The 17,463-nt window shown below is 31.2% G+C and carries 18 protein-coding genes and 4 tRNA genes; 3 read left to right on the forward strand and 19 right to left on the reverse strand.

Going from position 1 to position 17,463, the window contains the following annotated elements; all coding sequences use genetic code 11:
- Positions 1-38: 38 nt before the first annotated feature.
- The 11 genes from AAID94_00680 to AAID94_00730 all read right to left on the reverse strand — a co-directional run bounded on the left by AAID94_00680 (position 39) and on the right by AAID94_00730 (position 6,273).
- Positions 39-560, reverse strand: a complete 522-nt coding sequence (locus AAID94_00680; protein XAK24074.1) for a hypothetical protein — start codon at positions 558-560, stop codon at positions 39-41.
- A complete protein-coding gene (gene ribD, locus AAID94_00685; protein ID XAK24075.1) occupies positions 541-1,521 on the reverse strand; it encodes a bifunctional diaminohydroxyphosphoribosylaminopyrimidine deaminase/5-amino-6-(5-phosphoribosylamino)uracil reductase RibD in 981 nt (326 codons plus the stop codon). The genes AAID94_00680 and ribD overlap by 20 nt, the downstream gene beginning before the upstream one ends.
- A gap of 1 nt (position 1,522) precedes the next feature.
- Entirely contained in the window at positions 1,523-3,280 is a 1,758-nt protein-coding gene (locus AAID94_00690) for a hypothetical protein (protein XAK24076.1), read from the reverse strand.
- A gap of 93 nt (positions 3,281-3,373) precedes the next feature.
- Positions 3,374-3,703 carry a hypothetical protein gene (locus AAID94_00695; protein XAK24077.1) on the reverse strand — a complete coding sequence of 110 codons (330 nt, stop codon included), beginning with the start codon at positions 3,701-3,703 and terminating at the stop codon, positions 3,374-3,376.
- Between the two features lie 77 nt (positions 3,704-3,780).
- A tRNA-Ser gene (locus tag AAID94_00700) sits at positions 3,781-3,868 on the reverse strand.
- A 31-nt stretch (positions 3,869-3,899) separates the two neighbouring features.
- A tRNA-Cys gene (locus AAID94_00705) sits at positions 3,900-3,973 on the reverse strand.
- A 21-nt stretch (positions 3,974-3,994) separates the two neighbouring features.
- Positions 3,995-4,083: transfer RNA gene (locus AAID94_00710), tRNA-Leu, on the reverse strand.
- 10 nt (positions 4,084-4,093) lie between these two features.
- A tRNA-Gly gene (locus tag AAID94_00715) sits at positions 4,094-4,168 on the reverse strand.
- A 58-nt stretch (positions 4,169-4,226) separates the two neighbouring features.
- Positions 4,227-4,985 carry a hypothetical protein gene (locus tag AAID94_00720; GenBank protein ID XAK24078.1) on the reverse strand — a complete coding sequence of 253 codons (759 nt, stop codon included), beginning with the start codon at positions 4,983-4,985 and terminating at the stop codon, positions 4,227-4,229.
- Between the two features lie 52 nt (positions 4,986-5,037).
- Positions 5,038-5,634 (reverse strand): bacteriohemerythrin, encoded by a 597-nt coding sequence (locus AAID94_00725; protein XAK24079.1) that lies wholly within the window; start codon positions 5,632-5,634, stop codon positions 5,038-5,040.
- Positions 5,635-5,637: 3 nt separating this feature from the next.
- Positions 5,638-6,273, reverse strand: a complete 636-nt coding sequence (locus AAID94_00730; GenBank protein XAK24080.1) for a bacteriohemerythrin — start codon at positions 6,271-6,273, stop codon at positions 5,638-5,640.
- 324 nt (positions 6,274-6,597) lie between these two features.
- On the opposite strand from AAID94_00730, the gene mutY reads away from it, so the two are divergent.
- Positions 6,598-7,617: an A/G-specific adenine glycosylase gene (gene mutY / locus AAID94_00735; GenBank protein ID XAK24081.1), complete on the forward strand. Its 1,020-nt coding sequence runs from the start codon at positions 6,598-6,600 to the stop codon at positions 7,615-7,617.
- Here the strand turns inward: mutY and AAID94_00740 are convergent.
- Positions 7,603-8,865, reverse strand: a complete 1,263-nt coding sequence (locus AAID94_00740; protein ID XAK24082.1) for an MFS transporter — start codon at positions 8,863-8,865, stop codon at positions 7,603-7,605. The two genes, mutY and AAID94_00740, sit on opposite strands and share 15 nt — an antisense overlap.
- A gap of 169 nt (positions 8,866-9,034) precedes the next feature.
- Here AAID94_00740 and AAID94_00745 point away from each other — a divergent pair, with 169 nt between their 5' ends.
- Positions 9,035-9,892, forward strand: coding sequence for an SPASM domain-containing protein (locus AAID94_00745; protein ID XAK24083.1), 858 nt, complete (start codon positions 9,035-9,037; stop codon positions 9,890-9,892).
- On the opposite strand, the gene AAID94_00750 is transcribed toward AAID94_00745, so the two are convergent.
- Genes AAID94_00750 through AAID94_00765 form a run of 4 tightly spaced genes read right to left on the reverse strand, consistent with a single transcriptional unit; the run spans position 9,889 to position 14,540 of the window.
- Positions 9,889-10,695 (reverse strand): ABC transporter substrate-binding protein, encoded by an 807-nt coding sequence (locus AAID94_00750; protein ID XAK24084.1) that lies wholly within the window; start codon positions 10,693-10,695, stop codon positions 9,889-9,891. The genes AAID94_00745 and AAID94_00750 overlap by 4 nt on opposite strands.
- Positions 10,692-11,468 carry an ABC transporter ATP-binding protein gene (locus AAID94_00755; protein XAK24752.1) on the reverse strand — a complete coding sequence of 259 codons (777 nt, stop codon included), beginning with the start codon at positions 11,466-11,468 and terminating at the stop codon, positions 10,692-10,694. The genes AAID94_00750 and AAID94_00755 overlap by 4 nt, the downstream gene beginning before the upstream one ends.
- Positions 11,468-12,454, reverse strand: a complete 987-nt coding sequence (locus AAID94_00760) for an iron ABC transporter permease (GenBank protein XAK24753.1) — start codon at positions 12,452-12,454, stop codon at positions 11,468-11,470. The genes AAID94_00755 and AAID94_00760 overlap by 1 nt, the downstream gene beginning before the upstream one ends.
- Entirely contained in the window at positions 12,429-14,540 is a 2,112-nt protein-coding gene (locus tag AAID94_00765; protein ID XAK24085.1) for a TonB-dependent receptor, read from the reverse strand. Before AAID94_00765 ends, AAID94_00760 begins: the two co-directional genes overlap by 26 nt.
- 204 nt (positions 14,541-14,744) lie before the next feature.
- Between AAID94_00765 and AAID94_00770 the strand changes: the two genes are divergently transcribed.
- Positions 14,745-15,500, forward strand: coding sequence for a HugZ family heme oxygenase (locus AAID94_00770; GenBank protein XAK24086.1), 756 nt, complete (start codon positions 14,745-14,747; stop codon positions 15,498-15,500).
- A 30-nt stretch (positions 15,501-15,530) separates the two neighbouring features.
- Here AAID94_00770 and prfA read toward each other — a convergent pair whose 3' ends face one another.
- The 3 genes from prfA to AAID94_00785 all read right to left on the reverse strand — a co-directional run bounded on the left by prfA (position 15,531) and on the right by AAID94_00785 (position 17,455).
- A complete protein-coding gene (prfA, locus tag AAID94_00775) occupies positions 15,531-16,598 on the reverse strand; it encodes a peptide chain release factor 1 (protein ID XAK24087.1) in 1,068 nt (355 codons plus the stop codon).
- 16 nt (positions 16,599-16,614) lie between these two features.
- On the reverse strand, positions 16,615-16,878 hold the full coding sequence (gene rpsT, locus AAID94_00780; protein ID XAK24088.1) for a 30S ribosomal protein S20: 264 nt from the start codon (positions 16,876-16,878) through the stop codon (positions 16,615-16,617).
- 76 nt (positions 16,879-16,954) lie between these two features.
- Positions 16,955-17,455 (reverse strand): phosphatidylglycerophosphatase A, encoded by a 501-nt coding sequence (locus AAID94_00785; protein ID XAK24089.1) that lies wholly within the window; start codon positions 17,453-17,455, stop codon positions 16,955-16,957.
- Between the last annotated feature and the right edge of the window lie 8 nt (positions 17,456-17,463).

Here is a 17,463-nt window from a genome sequence, read left to right on the forward strand (position 1 = left end):
TAATAGATAAATTTTTTAGAAAATTTAAGGTATTTTGTTTATTTCTTTGTGTATTTTTTCATTCTTTGGGTTAAAAATTCCTTCATTTCTTCTTTGCTAAAACTTTTTAAGATACGAATTTGTTTAAAAAGTAAGCCAAGGTTAATGATACCCATAACTAAAAGCAACAAGCAAATCATCAAAAAAACAAGATCGATGGCACCAAATTCATTGATGGCAGCCAAGCTTGCAAAAAATACACTCGCTAAAAATAAAAAAGTTAAAAGCAAGACTTGTTTTAATTTTGCTTCAGCAAAATTATCACTATTTTGAGTGAAATTTCTAAAAAGTATGATTTTTTTGCCTAAATTTGAAATTAAAATTTCATCATTTTCTTTAAATAAATTTTCTTTCAAACTTTGATAAAAAAAGATTTCGTTGTTTAAATTTAGCTCATCTTTGAAGCTTGCTAGCGTATAATCTTTATAAAAAAAAGATTTGATTTCGCTTTTCTTTTCTATTTTAAATAATCTTAAATCATTTCTTGCATAAAAAAATCCACTAAAGCTCATAAATGCCATAAGTGTCACTCCCTAAAAAATTTCTATAAAGTGGCTTAAAATTTAAAGACATTGTAACATTTTTTTCATCATTTAAACTTGAACTTTGAAAAATCAAAAACATATCCATTTCATCTTTGAAATTTTTTAGAAAATTTTCTCCACCTTCATACATTAAAAATTTAGCTTTATTAGGAATTTGAGTATAAATTTGGCGATGAGGTACATTAAATAAAGGAATGCTTTTGTCAAAATTTTCTAAATTGTGATGACTTAAGATACAAAGATTGGGCGCCTTGCCTTTGCAAAGTCTTGCATCAAGTATAGGACGATCTTTTCTTATCGTTTCTCCTCCTAATACAAGTAAATCAATCACGGAACGAATTTTATGTGCATAAGTACGACTTAGCTCATTACTTACGATTTTGCCAAAAGGCGAGCCGTTCATAGAAAGAGCAAGTTTGAAAAGTTTAAATTGCCCTTTTTGCCATTTTAAAAAGGGTTTTAAAAGTTTTTTTCCTTCATCTTCAAGCACGCCAAATTCAATCTCCACTCCTTGTTTTTTTAAAAAATCTGCACCTTTGCTTGCAATCTCATTCTCATCTTTAACACTGATAAAAACTTTCTTAAAGCCAAGCTCGCTAAAAAGTTTAGCACAAGGAGGTGTTTTTCCTTGATGAGAGCAAGGTTCAAGCGTAACAAAGGCTATGCTATCTTTAAAAATACCTCTATGATTCTTGCAAATAAATTCATGCATCGCATTTGCTTCTTGAGGTAATGAAATTTCAGGGTTTAAACTTGTAAAAGCATGGGCTATAGCATTTAATTCTGCATGAGCACATCCTGCTTTTTCATGGGCTTTTATGGCTAAAATTTTTTCATTTTTATCTAGTATAACGCAACCCACAGCAGGATTAGGGTAGGTTAAAAACTGATATTTCCAAGCTTCATTTAATGCTAAATTCATATAAAAATTTTTCATTTCATTCCTCTATTCCATGCTCTTTAGCAAAAGCTCTTATCTTAGCTCTAAGCTCTTCAGGAAAGTTAGCTCTGTATATAGCAGGGATTCTAGGATCAAGTTTAGCGTCTAAATCTCCTTTTTTGTAAAGAAAATCTAATCTTTCAGGAGAAAAATAATAAGGCGCATTAGGATAGCCTTGAGGAGGAGTTAGGGCTGCGAGTTTGGCATGTAAATAAAGCTCTTCTAAATAAATTTCTACATCTGCTTCGCTCCAGCGATTGGGCAAATCATAACTATAACTTCTTACATAACCTTTTTTATAAGCATCTATTTCTTGGTCAAATTCCCATCTACTTTCAGGAGTAGAACCCACATCTCTTGGATCTTTATATTTACCCTTATCGATTCCATTTAGCATTACCCTCATTACATCATTATCAATATCGTAAATAAAATCATATTCATTTGGATCTATAATCCATTCTGTAGAGATTAACTCATCTAAAAAAGGAAGCATTCCGTATTTATCATAAGGAGGATTTTTAGCAAAGTCTTTCATGAGTTGTCTTTTTAAAGGATTTTCATGTATTCCATATAAAGGGCGATACAATCCTTCTAAACACTTTTCATCTCCTAATTGCACTCCAAGCCAAAGAGCTTGAAAGGCTCTTGATTTTAAACCTGCATCACCAATATATACGGCTGCATCATAAAAAGCCTTTTTATTACCCAATATACCTAAGCAAAGTTGATATTCTCCTGCAATTAAATTAGAATATATAGTATTTGCCTTAGCGCCAAAAGCTCCATAAGCTCCATGTTCAAAAGCATTTTTATAAAGCTCTTCACTGCTATCTTTAAGCTGGGCAAAATAAAATCTATCATCAAATACTGTATCTTCTATTTTACGCGAATAAACATATAAACCCCAATAAGCATCCCCTAAGTCATACTTTTCTATAAGCTCTTCATAAATCCTTATGCTTCTATAATTAGCATTTAAAAATTCATTGATTAATTTATTGAGTAAAGCTTCATTGTTTTCATCTTGATCTAATTTACCTATAATGGCTCTAAAATAATCTTTTGAATATCCAAGCTCTGCTAAAGCAAGTCCTGCTTTATAATCTTTACCCTCTTCATAAGCATAGCTTAAATTCTTAATGGCTTTTTGAAAAAGATCATATCCTTTATAATCTAGTCTCTTAGCTTCTTTATAATCTTTCATACCTTCTTTATAAGCATTTATAAATCTTTTTTCTTTAGGTCTTTTAGGTCTTATTAAGGCACTATCTTTTAAATCTATAGGAGTACATACTAAGCCACTTCTTTTTACTAAATAATTATACCTTCCTTCTCCATCTAAAGAATTATAATAAGCTTTTTCTGCTTTGGTCCAAGGAGCTAAGTTTCCTTTAACAGGATCTTTTAAATATATGCTTTGCCATTCTTTAAATTCTATTAGAGTGGATTTTTGCCCTGTGTGAAATTCAGGATCTAAATACTTAGGCTTATAAAATTTTTTATAAGGGGAATTATCGACTATATTAACAGCTTCTAAAAGGGCTTTAGAATATTCTTTGGTGTATTTGCCAGTTTCATCATCTTGTTTGCTGAATAAAAATTCATTGGTTTTTGTATTAAAGTCTATACCTACAGCATTAGGTGCATAGACTGTTTTAATATCTTTATTGGTATCTTCATTGTTATTCATATCATCTCCTTTGCAAGCATTTAAGCCAAAGATTATTGATATGAGCAAAACAATTTTAAACATGCCTTTTCCTTAATGATATATAATTAAGAAATTGTAGCTTTTTTATAGTGAAAAAAACTTAAAAATTTTTATGATATTAATTTAAGTCAGGAATTAAAATTTATTGCATTTATGAACTCGTTTTTGAGGCGTTCCTTCATAACAAATTTCAACCTTTCCCTTAACTCCTCTTGTTTTTCTAATGAGTTTTGCCATAGTTTTAGCATATTTTTTATAGTTTTGATTGTTAAGATATTTTTGAGTTGAGAAGTTTAAACCCATACCTTTTGCCCATGCTTCAAATTCTACCTTTTCTACTTTGTCCTTAAAATGTTCTTTGATAGCTTTTACTTCGGGTTGGATTTCATCGCTTGGCAGTTCGCTTGCTTGGGTAAATACAAAAAAAGATGAAAGTATAGATGAGATTAAGATGAATTTTTTCATAAATTGATTTCCTTAATTTTAGATCAAATCAATTTATCATAACAGAGTTTGTTAAACTAATGAAAAATTTCAAAAAGTGGCCGGGAGAAAGGGATTCGAACCCCTGGAGGTGTGACCCTCAACGGTTTTCAAGACCGCCGCTTTCGACCACTCAGCCATCTCCCGAATTGAAGTTGTAAAAATTAATTGCCTTTTTTGGAGGCGACATCCGGATTCGAACCGGAGATCAAGGCTTTGCAGGCCCATGCCTTACCGCTTGGCTATGTCGCCCTGATAATTTTTTAGAAAAAGTGGTGCCCGAGGCCGGACTTGAACCGGCACGGAAGAAAAATTCCGAGGGATTTTAAGTCCCTTGTGTCTACCAATTCCACCACCCGGGCGGGTGATTAATGGAGCGGGAAACGAGATTCGAACTCGCGACCCCAACCTTGGCAAGGTTGTGCTCTACCCCTGAGCTATTCCCGCGAAAGCTAAAGATGAAATTCTAGCAAAATAAACTTAAAATGAGTTTATTTTGCTTTGATTACTTGCAAATAAATAAAGCAGTGCCACTAATGCTTTGCTCTTCATCTTTTATTATAGGTAAGGAAAGCTCCATATTATCAGCACTTTTCATACTATTTAAAGCCCTTGGATAAAAATTTGGAATTGATTCAATATTTAGATTTTTTAATATACAAGTTTTGTTAAGATCTAAAGAATAAATGTTTTCATAAGAATAAGCTTTTTTTAGAAGTTCGCTATAAAGTTTTTCTTTATTGTCTTTTAGGGTTTGTTTTGAGAATTTAGGCTCTAAAGCAGGTGTAGAAATACCTATAAATTCACTTTTTGCAATGATTGAGTTTAAATCATTTAAAAGTTTGTTAAAATCCTCTAGCTTGTCCGCTTTAAACTCACATTCTAAATTTGCATGAAGTCTTTGTCCTTTAGGAGTTTGGACTCCGTCTTTATAAGAAAAATTAGGTTCAAGCGAGAAACTTCCACCACTGCAAAAATTCTCTTTTTTGGAGCGTTCTAAAATTTGATTAAAAGTATTGGAAATTTGAATTTTGTCTTCATTACTTAAAAAGGTTTGAGTGCTTAAATTTTCATTTGCCCAAAAGTTGATATTTGCACGAAAAATATCAGGTTTAGCTTCCATACTTGTTTCTATACTTCTTGAAAAATTTAAAGTTTGAGTAGTTTTGTTTTTATTTAAAAATTCTACATTAAAAATCACTCCAGCTATAAAAAGCACCAAGCATAAAAATCCTATCCCTAAGCCTTTAAAAAATGCTAACATTTCTTTATCCTTTAATAAAAATTAAATAATTGTAGCAAAATAAATATAAAAACTAATATCCTTTTTTGAAAAATTCTAAAGGAAATTTGCATTTTTTACACTTAAATTTTGCACCTTCATTTTGTATTTTTTTGTGAATTCCTGAAGGCACATCATGAATTTGTCCTATGCACTCACAAGCATAAAAATAAATTACAGCCTCTTCTTCATCATCTTTAATCTCTTCAAAAGTGATATCGGCTCCATTTTCAGAACTTAAAGACCCTATTCTCCATTGTTCTACTCTCATATCTTCATAAAGTATGTGTTCTAAAAGCCATTTTTTTACCATAATATAAAGTTTTTCTTTTAGGTCATTGGTGGTTTTTATATTTTGAATAATTTTTATCATGGATTGGATGATTTCTTTGTGGATTTGGCGATGCCTTTCAAAGTCTGGATAACGAATGAATTGCATATATTTTTCTTCATCATCAAAATGGTATTTCATATAGTTGAAAAAATCTGTAAGTAAGGCTTTAATTTCATCTCTATGAACGGGCTTATCAAATATATGTTCAACCTTGGCTGCAAGTTCAAAAAGCTTTTTGTGTTGATTGTCTATTTTGCCATTATGAACGCTATAGATTTTATCCCATTTTGGAAGCAAGCTTTATCCTTTATAAGTTTTTTCTTGGCTTCTAATAAAAAATAAAAGCTCTTGACATTTTTTACATCTCATAATCTTGCCTTCATTAGCAATACTTTCATGCTCTTTAAAACTTAACCTATGATCTATCTTGCAAGGACAAGAATAGATAAATTCAAAATTTTCCTCCTGTGTTAGAATTTGTTTTGGTGGCAAATCATTTAACTCAAGTGTTTTATTTTCATCTTTTTTTAAATTCTCATTTACCCAAGCAATAATCATAACATCATGGCTTAAAATATGCCTAGAGAGCCAATTGGACATGATAGAGTATAGTTTTTCTTTTAAATCATTTGTGGATTTTATATTTTGTATCAATTGAGACATTTCATGCACGATATTTTTATGCATTTGCTTATGCTCATAAAGGCGTGGATATCGAATTTCTTGCATAAATTCTTCCTCATCATGAAAATGCTCTTTCATGTAGGTAAAAAGTTCGGTTAAAATTTCTTTTAATTCATCGCGTTTAACAAATTTAAAAACCGCATTTTCAACTTGTGCCGCAAGTTCAAAGAGTCTTTGGTGCTGGGTATCGATTTTTTGATGGTTGATATTATAGCGCTCATCCCAAAGGGGAATTAGCTTGTGATGATCCATTGATTTAGCCCTTTAAATGCGTTTAAAAATACTGATTTAAATAATTATAACAAAGAATATAATTTTGAAAATTAAAAATGTATTTTAAATATTTTATTCTAAATTAAAGCTTTTAAAATAACGATATTGTCTTGCTTTTTTATTTTTTATTTGAATTTATATTTAAGTTATATTTATTTTTATATTTTTATTATTTATAGCTTTGTATTGTATGTAAAATGGGATTTTTTATATAAATTTATAAAATGATTTTTGATTTTAATTATTAAAATATCACTATAATACATTGTAAATTTTTATGCAATTTTTGTTATACTCTAACTCATGCAAAAACAAATGATTCAAGACTTACAAGTTAAACTACTTCTTTGGTATGATAAAAATGGACGCAAAAATTTGCCATGGCGTAATTTGCAAAGCAAAGATTGTGATGAAAGATTAAAAGATATTGATAGAGCTTATGGGGTTTATATCAGTGAAATTATGCTCCAGCAAACTCAAGTAAAATCAGTTTTAGAGAGGTTTTATTTTCCTTTTTTACAAAAATTTCCTACCTTGCAAAGTTTGGCTAAGGCAAATGAAGACGAACTTTTAAAAGCTTGGCAGGGGCTTGGGTATTATACTCGTGCTAGAAATTTAAAAAAGTCAGCCTTAGAATGTGTAGATAAATTTGAAGGTAAATTGCCTAAAAAACTTGATGAATTAAAAAAATTAAGTGGCATAGGAGCTTATACTGCAGGTGCCATTGCTTGTTTTGCTTACGATCAAAAAGTTTCTTTTGTTGATGGCAATATACGCCGCGTGCTTTCACGCCTTTTTGCCTTGGAAAATCCAAAAATGAGCGAGCTTGAAAGAAAGGCTAAGGAGCTTTTGAATTTGGAAGATGCTTTTAATCATAACCAAGCCTTACTTGATATAGGTGCTTTGATATGTGTGAGCAAAAATGCAAAATGTGGAATTTGTCCCTTGTATGATTTTTGCCAAGGTAAATTTAACACAGAGCTTTATCCTAAGGCTAAAAAAATATCTTACGAGAATGCAAGCTTAAATCTTTTTGTATTTGAATGGGGCAAAAAATTTGCCATACAAAAAAGTCAAGATAAACTTTATAAGGGTATGTATAATTTTCCTTTTTTTAAGGAAGAGGAGGGTGAAATTTCTAAAAATATGAAATTTTTGGGAGAATTTAAACATAATTATACAAAGTATAAATTAAACATTAAAGTTTATCATCAAATTTTAAAAGAGGAAAATAAAAATTATCAATTTAAAAGCTTAAAAGAATTAGAAAGTACCGCACTTTCGATACTTTCTTTAAAGGCTTTAAGGCTAATTAAGCTCTGATTTTTTAGGTAGGCACAAAGTTGCTATAAACATAAGTAGAGTAAGCACAGCAATATAGACAAAAAAGCCATTTTCCATTCCTGCATTTTTAAATTGTAAGGCCACCCAGGGTGCAGATCCTCCAAAGATAGCATTAGATATCGCATAACCCAAGCCCGTGCCTAAGGCTCTTACATGTTCAGGAAAAAGTTTGGCTTTAAAAATTCCAGCCACTGAAGTGTAAAAACTTAGAATAATAAATAAAAGTACTACTAAGATAAATACCAAAGAAGAATTGCTTTGAGCATTGCTTGATATAAGATTGAAAATAGGATAAATTCCTACAAAGGCTAAAATACAAAAGATGATCAAGGATCGCTTATGTCCTATCTTATCGCCGATATATCCAAAAAGCGGTTGTATAATCATAAGTATAAATAAAGCACCTAAAAAAAGATTATTAACCAGTGTTTTATCCATACCTGAATTTTCCATAAAAGTTTTGGTATAGGTAGTGATAGTATAAAATGCCAAAGATCCACCTGCAGTGATACCAAGCACCATTAAAAATTGTTTCCAAGAGCTTGTAAATAAAGCTTTAAGCGTCCCTCTATCATCATGTTTGTGAATTTGTGTCGCGCTTTCATTCATCACTTTACGCACAAGAAGAGAGCCAAGAGCTAAAATTCCACCCACAACAAAAAGTATTCTCCATGCATAATCTTTCATTTCATCAATACTAAAAAAGAAAAGCATTATACTGATACTAGCTACTGCTAAAAGCTGTCCGCCTATGAGGGTTACGTATTGGAAAGAAGAGTAAAAACCCCGCTTGCCTTCGGTGGCAAGTTCGGAAAGATAGGTCGCTGCTATGCCGTATTCTCCGCCTACACTTAGTCCTTGTATAAGTCTTGCAAGTAAAAGCAAGATAATAGCAAAATCCCCCACCACATCTTTACTAGGTAAAGCTGCTATCATAAAAGAGCCCAAAGCCATTAAAACCACAGATACAACCATGGATTTTTTACGACCCACCTTATCAGCTAAAGAACCAAAAAGCCAAGATCCTATAGGACGCATGAAAAATCCTGCAGCAAAGACTCCAAAAGCATTGATTTGTTGCACGATAGGATTATCAGAAGTTGAAAAAGTATGAGCAAAATAAGTTGCTGTAAAGGCATAAATATAAAAATCGAACCATTCTACTAAATTTCCGCTGCTTGCAGCTACAATGGAACGAATTTTTTTCGCTCGAGTAAGTTCTTGCATAAAATTTCCTTCATTTTAAAGTTTTAATTTTTTCAAGTATAATGTGGATTTTATTTAAAAGTTTTGAAAGTATATAAAATAATTAAAAAATATATAAAAATATGTATAAAATGTTACTTATTTTAATCTATTTTTTAAATATTGCTAAAAAAATACTCTTGGATATATGATGAAATTTAAAAAATTATACATAGAATTAAGCGATATTTGTGGTTTAAAATGTGATTTTTGTCCTTCAAAAAAAGCCTTGCGTGGAGTGATGAGTGTAGAAAATTTTTCTAAACTCGCAAAGCAAATTTGGGATAAAAGCGAAATTTTTACTTTTCATCTTTTGGGCGATCCTTTGCTTTTAAATAATTTAGAAGAATATTTGCAAATTGCTAAAAATCATCAAATGAAATTAGAAATTACTACAAGTGGCTTTTATTTTAGTCCTAAAAATTCTAAATTATTATTAAAATATGACAATATCCATCAAATCAATATCTCTTTAATGGCTTTTTTAAGCCAAAATAAGCTTTCTTTGGAACAATATTTTAAGCCTATTTTAGAGTTTTGCAAAGAGCATTTAGAGTATAAAAAACCAAGCTTTATCAATCTTAGACTTTGGAATTTAGATACTGATTTTAAAGCCCCTAGCGAAAATTTGCCCATTTATGAATTTTTAAGTAAAGAATTTGGAGTTCAAATTCTTACACATTTGGCTAAAAATCGTCTTCAAAGGCATATTTTACTTCATCAAAACAAGCTTTTTAAATGGCCAAGTTTAAAAGATAAACCCCTTTATACTCAAGGAAAATGCCATGCTTTAAAAGAGCAAATAGGCATTTTAAGTGACGGCACGCTCGTGCCTTGTTGTTTGGATACTCAGGGTGATATATCTTTGGGTAATGTTTTTAATGCTGAATTTAAGAGCCTTCTTGATTCTAAACGCATTCAAGAAATCAAAAAGGCCTTTGAAGAAAATAAGCGTATAGAAAAGCTTTGTCAAAGCTGTGAATTTTTTAAAACAAGATTGAGTGATTAAAAATTTTGATTTTCTAATCTTGTTTTAAATTCTTTAATTCTATCTATGATTTTTGGGCTTAAGCGTAACAATACATGAGTGTTTTTATTGTGATAAATTTGTCCCATTTGGGCTGCTTTTGTATTTTTTAACAAAGCATTAGCATTTAAAATGTTGCCATCTGCATTAATGCCTAAGATCAATAAATCAGGATTTTGTTTTAGAATGTATTCTGCTGATATTATAGGGCGTGCTATTTCGCTTTGAGGGCTTAGGTTTTTAATGCCTATGAGTCTTAATATATCTGCTATTAAAGAATTATCATTAAAGGCCATGAGTGGGTTGCTAGAATAAAGGTAAATTCCACTTTTATTTAAGGGATTTTTTTGCAATTCTTGCAATCCTTGTTCAAATTCTTCTAAAAGTTTCTTGCCTTGCTCTTCTTTGTTTGTGAGTTCTGCTAGAATTTGTATATTGTTTTTGATTTCATCAAGGCGTTGGGCTTTTAAATTGATACTTTTGATTCCAAAGTTTTTAAGCCCTTCTTCTAAATTTAAAGAATACGAGCTTAATATCACTAAGCTTGGCTTTAGGGCAACTATTTTTTCAAGAGAAGGGTGTGAAAAAGTTCCTACGCTAGTTATTTTTGAAGTTTTTTCTTCAGGGTAGATATTTGAGTGTTGCAAATTTGCAATACCTACGATTTGATCTTGTGCATTTAGCATAAAAAGTGTTTCTATGCTTGCAGGATCAAGCACTACAATGCGTTCTTTGGCATTGAGTAGGGTTAAAAATAAACTCATAATGATTAAAATTTTTTTCATATTTTTTCCTTTAAGGCTAAGATATAAGGTTTTGAGTCTTTATAGACAATCTCGCAATTTAAATTGTAAATTTCTTTTAGAATTTCTTTGGTAAAAAGCTCTTTTGTGCTTCCAAAATACTTTATTTCTCCTTCTTTTAAAAACAATACCTTATCGCAAAACATAGAGGCTAAATTTAAATCATGCAAAATCGCTACAACTGCGATATTGTTTTGTTTTATCAATCTTTCGCAAAGGCTTAAAAGCTCGATAGCATGGTTTAAATCAAGTGCTGAAGTGGGTTCATCTAAAAAAAGAATTTTGGGTTTTTTAAGCAAGGCTCTTGCTAAAAGCACTCTTTGAAATTCTCCACCACTTAAAGAAAGTATATTTCTTTCTAAAAAGTTTTCCAATTTTAAAGTTTTTGCAAAATTTTCAACTTCTAAAATATCTTCTTTAGAATAATCACAAAAAGCATGTTTTAAATTTGTAAATTTGCTCATCAAAAGCACATCGATAACTTTTAAGGGTGTGTTTAAACCTGAATTTTGAGGTACAAAACCGCAAAGTTGTGCAAATTCTTTAAGGGAAAAGTTTTTTATATCGGTATTAAAAAGCGATATTTCGCCCTTGCTTATATTTAAATTCTTAAGTATAAGCTTTAAAAGCGTGCTTTTACCTGAACCATTGGGCCCTAAAATACCTATAAAAGCTTTATTTTGAAGCTCTAAATTGATATTTTTTAACAATTCTTTTTTATGATAGCTAAAACTTAAATTTTGTATCTTTAATATCATAAAAATCTCCTAGCACTTAAAGCTAAGTATAAAAATACAGGAGCTCCAAAGAATGCGGTTAAAACTCCTATGGGAATTTGCACAGGGGCTATTAGAGTTCTTGCTAGAGTATCGCAAATGAGTAAAAAAAGCCCTCCAAAAGCGGTACAAAAAGGAATAACCAAAGCATTGTCATAATTTCTAAGCAAGAGTCTTACGGTATGTGGTATTATAAGTCCTACAAAGGCTATGAGTCCTGTAAAAGCTACTGCAAAAGAAACCGCTAAAGAAGAAACTATTAAAAGATTGATTTTTAATTTTTGGGCATCAACTCCTAAATTTCTTGCCTCATCATCTCCACTTAAAATAATATTTAATTCATTTTTATGTGCGTAAAAATACAAAAGACAAAAAATCAAAGGCAAAATCAAAATTCCTATACGAAACCAAGAAGCTGAACCTATATTTCCCATAAGCCAAGCGACTATTTTGAAAGAATCTTCCCCTATAAGATAGGTAAAAAATGAGGTAAAAGCTCCTAGAAAAGATGAAGCTGCGATGCCTATGATGAGTAAAGTAGCTATGGAAGCTTTTGAAGATACTTTAAAGATCGCTAATGAAAAAATAGCAGAACAAACAAAGCCTAAAATTCCATAATAATAATCAGGCAGTTTTAACAAATACGCTAAAACAGATCCAAAGGTTGCCGCTGAAGCTATGCCTATAATATAAGGATCTGCTATGGGGTTTGAAAATACATTTTGCGTTACTGCTCCACTGCTGGCTAAAAGCATACCGATTAAAATAGCCATTATAATACGAGGCAAACGCCCATCTATGATGATTTGACGCAAAATTTCATTTTCGCCAAAAGCATAGGAGAGAAGTTCTTTAGGGCTTAAATTTTCATCTCCTAAACAAAGTGCGATGATACAGGTGATTATATAGGCTAAAAAAAGCCCTATAATCACTAAATTTTTAGAACGCATATTTAAATTCAACATAGTAATTTCTGCCATTTCCAGCTAGATACTCATCATTTATACTATCTTGATAAGTGTAATATTGCTTGTCAAAAAGATTGCGAATGCCTGCTAAAATTTGTAAATTTCTATAATTATAATTTACACCAATATCCGTTAAAAAATAATCCTTAATCCAAGAATTTCTAGACATCTTTCCTGTATTTTCATCAACAACTCCGCCATCTTTTGCTCTTGAAAAATAGCTTAGATCTATATAGCTTGAGAAATTTTTATTCCAAGCGTATTCTACTCCGGCTGTGGCTTTTATCTTTGAAACATAAGGAATTCTAAGTCCATCATTGACACCTTTAGAAATTTTAGCATCAAGATAGCTTAGGCTTTCTTTTATAATCAAGCTATCATTAAACAAATATTGATGAAGGTTTAGTTCCGCTCCTAAACGACGCGTTTGGTCGATATTGTAGTATTTCCAAAATGCCCCTCCTGTAGCATGTGGATTTCCAAGATAAGAAATTTCATCCTTGCTTAGAGTGTAAAAGAAAGTCAAATTAAAACCATAAAAATCCCACCAAAAATCATTAATCCCAAGTTCAAAGGTATCAAAAATTTCAGGATCTAAATTGGCAGTGTAATATTTTTGAGTTACTTGATCTTTATTGACAAGTTGTGCAGGAGTTGGAGAGATGAAACCTCTTTCGTATTTAGCATATATATTTCCAGTATCAGAATATTTGAAATTTGGAGTGATTTCAAGAGCAAAATTATTGCTTGTATCATCAGTGTCAAAAAGCTCTGGATTGCTTGGTAGTGGTCTACCACCCATTATCATTTTACTTGTGTAATTTCTATGGGTATCATAAAGACTGTATTCGTATCTTGCCCCACCTGAAATACTAAAAATATCATTAAATTGATGAGAGTCTAGAGCAAAAATAGAATGGCTTTGCTTATCCATATCCATTAGGGTTGTCATGGTATGACTCATTTGAAATGCTGGAGTGTTTACATTATAATGAACTATGCTTGTTCTTTTGGCATCATGATTTGCAAACTCATAGCCAAAGATAAAATAAGAATCATCTTTATAATTGATTTTATTTTTTAAATTGATACCTGTAAGTGTATCTTCAAAACCACTACCAGTTTGATAAGCTATGGTGCCCATCATTGGAATTTCATCTTTTAGATATCTTATTTTTTGATTTTGCCAAAATGCTCCGAGTTGAATTTCATATAAATCACTAAAATAGTGATGATAATCTAAAGCGATTTCAGGTCTATTGATTTGAGTGATATTATCACTATTTCCTTTTTGGGTTGGGTCGCTTTGAACTTGTGCTTTTGTGAGATATCCACTGCTTGTATTTTTGCTTTCAAAATAATTATAATTTAGGGTTAAATCGCTATTATCACTAGTGTTTAGATAGGCTTTTGTATTGGCAAAATAGCCTTTTTGATTGTAGCCTTCTTGATAGCCATCGCGGTTAAAGCCTTGTATATCAAAACCAAATGTTAGATAATCATTGATTTTTTTAGCCCCATAAACCCCTAAATTTCCTCCTAAATTTCCATGATCGTAACTACTGCCTTTAAGATTTAGAGCAAAAGCATCGGATTTTTCTTTTTTTGTGATGATATTAATCACACCGCCTCTAGTTCCATTTCCATAAAGTACAGAGCCTCCCCCTGGTATGATTTCTATGCGTTCTATATTGTTTAGATTGATACTTTCTAAAGGGGTTACACCATGAGAATTATCAAGCACATTGATAGCATTTCCATTTACCATAACTTTCACAGCTATATTGGATTTGCTTCCTTGTCCACGCATATCGATATTGCGTCCTAGTCCAAAATTTACAAAACTAATGCCTGAAATTCTTTCTAGAGCTTGTTCTAAGGTATTAAATCCTCTTTTTTCTAAGTCTTTGCCATCAATAACAATCACATTGCGTAAGTTATTATCCGCATCTTGTTCAAATCCTGTTGCACTTACAACAACTTTTTGCATTTGAATATTATCATTTAATTCTTGTGCATTGATACTAGTATTTAATAAAAATACTAGCAAAGATAGCTTCAAAACTCTCTTGCTCGGATTCAAATTTTCACTCCTTATTAAATAAAATAAATAATGATAATATATATCATAATATTTGAAGAGAAAATTTATCCTTTATCAACTTAAATTAGAATAAATTTTTGAAAATTAAATGATTTTAATCTTTTTAAGTCCTTTTTAATTTGATAATTGATACCATTTTTAGCTTGATATTTTATTCTATAAAAATTAAAGAAAGGGTAAAAAATGAGTTTTGAAAGTATTATTTCTCATATGAATGATCACCATCAATCTAATTTGATCGATCTTTGTAAAAAATTTGGAGCAGTGAAAGATCCTAAAGAAGTAAGATTGGTCGGAGTTGATTTTGAGGGCTTAGATATAGCTTATAATGATAATGAAAATTTACGCATAGAATTTCCTAAAAAAGCAAATGAAGAAACCCTTAAAGATGCTATTATTGCACTTTGTATGAGTGCAAAGACTAAAAAGGATCTTAGTGGGGTAGCAAAAGAAGCAAAAGAGTTTATGTTGAGCTTTAATTCGGTTTCTTTAGCGACTTTAAATGCGGATAAGGAAGTGGTTTGTTCTTATGCGCCATTTGTAAATACTTCATGGGGAAATTATATTTATATCAGTGAAGTAAGTGAGCATTTTAATAATATCAAAGAAAATCCAAACAATATAGAAATAATGTTTTTAGAGGATGAGAGCAAGGCAGCTTCTGTTATACTTCGTAAAAGATTGCGTTATAGGGTTAAGGCTAGTTTTATCGAGCGTGGGGAAATGTTTGATAAAATTTATGATGAGTTTGAAAAACAAACAGGTGGAGAAGGTGGAATAAAAACTATACGCAATATGCTTGATTTTCATCTTGTAAAACTTGAATTTCAAAAGGGTCGTTTTGTAAAAGGTTTTGGACAAGCTTATGATATAGAAAATGAAAATGTAACCCATGTGGGTGCAAATAGTAGCCCACATAAATTCCCGCATAAACACTAATCATTAGTCTTGTTTTCAAGACTAATGAAATTATAAATTCTGCTCTTGTAATGATTCTGCTTGATAGTGTGCTATTAAAGGTTCGATAACTTCATCAAAAAGTCCATCTTGCAAAATAGCATCCAAACGATATAGGGTAAGATTGATGCGATGGTCGCTGATGCGATTTTGTGGAAAATTATAAGTGCGTATGCGTTCGCTTCTATCTCCACTTCCTACTTGGGATTTTCTTGCTTCGCTTTCTTGTGCCAAGCGTTCGCTTTCTTGCATTTCGTAAAGTCTTGCTTTTAAGACTTTCATAGCACTTTCTTTATTTTTATGTTGACTTTTTCCATCTTGATTGACTACAACTATACCTGTAGGAAGGTGAGTGATTCTAACAGCAGAATCAGTAGTATTTACACTTTGTCCTCCGTGTCCTGAAGAGCGCATAACATCTATCTTAAGATCATTAGGGTTGATTTCTATCTCTATATCATCTACTTCAGGCATAACCGCTATAGTTATAGCAGAAGTGTGTATGCGTCCTTGAGATTCAGTTTGTGGAACGCGTTGAACGCGATGTGTTCCACCTTCATACTTCAGTCTTGAGAAAGCTCCCGCACCTTTAACTAGCATGATAATTTCTTTAAAACCACCTACACTTCCTTCGCTAGAGCTAACGATTTCAAGTTTATAGCCACGATTTTCAGCATATCTTGCATAGGCTTTAACAAGATCGCCTACAAATAAAGAAGCCTCATCTCCACCCGTTCCTGCACGAATTTCAAGAAAAATATTTCTTTCATCATTCGGATCTTTGGGTAGTAACAAAATTTTAAGTTCTTCTTCGAGCTTAGGCTTTAACTCTTCTAAATTTTTTAACTCTTCTTTTGCGAGCTCTCCAAGTTCAGCATCATTAAGTAGAGTTTTATTTTCTTCTATGCTATCTAGAGTTTTTAGGTATTCTTTAGCTTTTAAGACGATAGGTTCTAAATTCTTTTGTTCTTTAGAAAGTGCAGTCATTTTACTGATATCGCTGATGATATCAGAACTACTAAGAAGAGAATTTAACTCTTCAAAGCGTTTTAAAAAAGGATCTAGTTTACTAGCTAACATTAAAAATTATGAAAGATTATGCAATTTTATTTACTAGAAGAGCTAGGCGACTTACACGACGAGAAGCTGTTTGTTTTTTAAGAAATCCACGACTTACCATAGCGTGAATGCTTTTGTTTGCTATTTTTAAAGCTTCGTTAGCAGCGTTTTTATCGTTTTTAGCAGCAGCTTCTCTTACAGCTTTAGTGATATTTTTAAGTCTTGTTCTATAAAATCTATTTCTTTCTGTTTTTTTGATAGTTTGTCTTGCTCTTTTTTCAGCAGATTTATGGTTTGCCATTTATTTTCCTTTTTTGAAATTAAAGACTAAATTATATAAGAATAAAATTTAAAAATATATTAATTTAAGCAAAATTTCAAAATAAATTTATCAAGTCTTTATCCCAAAAGACTAAATCAAATTTAAGTAAAAAACCATAAATCACTGCACTTAAAAGTCCTGCAAACAATCCTGCTAGCATATCATCTAGCATAACACCGAGTCCGCCTTTGGTTTTTTTATCGATTTTTCCTATGATAGAAGGTTTTGTGATATCAAAAATACGGAAAAACACAAAGGCCATAAAAAAATTCAGTAAAGAATTAGCACCACTTGCAGCGATAGCACACGCTAGAAAAACTCCTGCAACTTCATCAATTACTATATGTTTATCATCGTGAATCCCTGTTTTTCTTTCATAATCATCAATCACTCTTATACTGGCAATAAAAATCAAAATACTCAGTAAAAATAAGGTAGTGATTCCTAAGTATTTTAGTATAAAAAAAGCAGGAATCAAAGCCGCTAAAGTTCCAAAAGTTCCTGGTGCTTTTTTTGCACATCCTGAGTAAAAAAAAGTTAAAAAAAGTTTTTGCATTGTTTCCT

It is taken from the genome of Campylobacter coli, from assembly GCA_039516895.1.
GTDB lineage: Bacteria > Campylobacterota > Campylobacteria > Campylobacterales > Campylobacteraceae > Campylobacter_D > Campylobacter_D coli_B.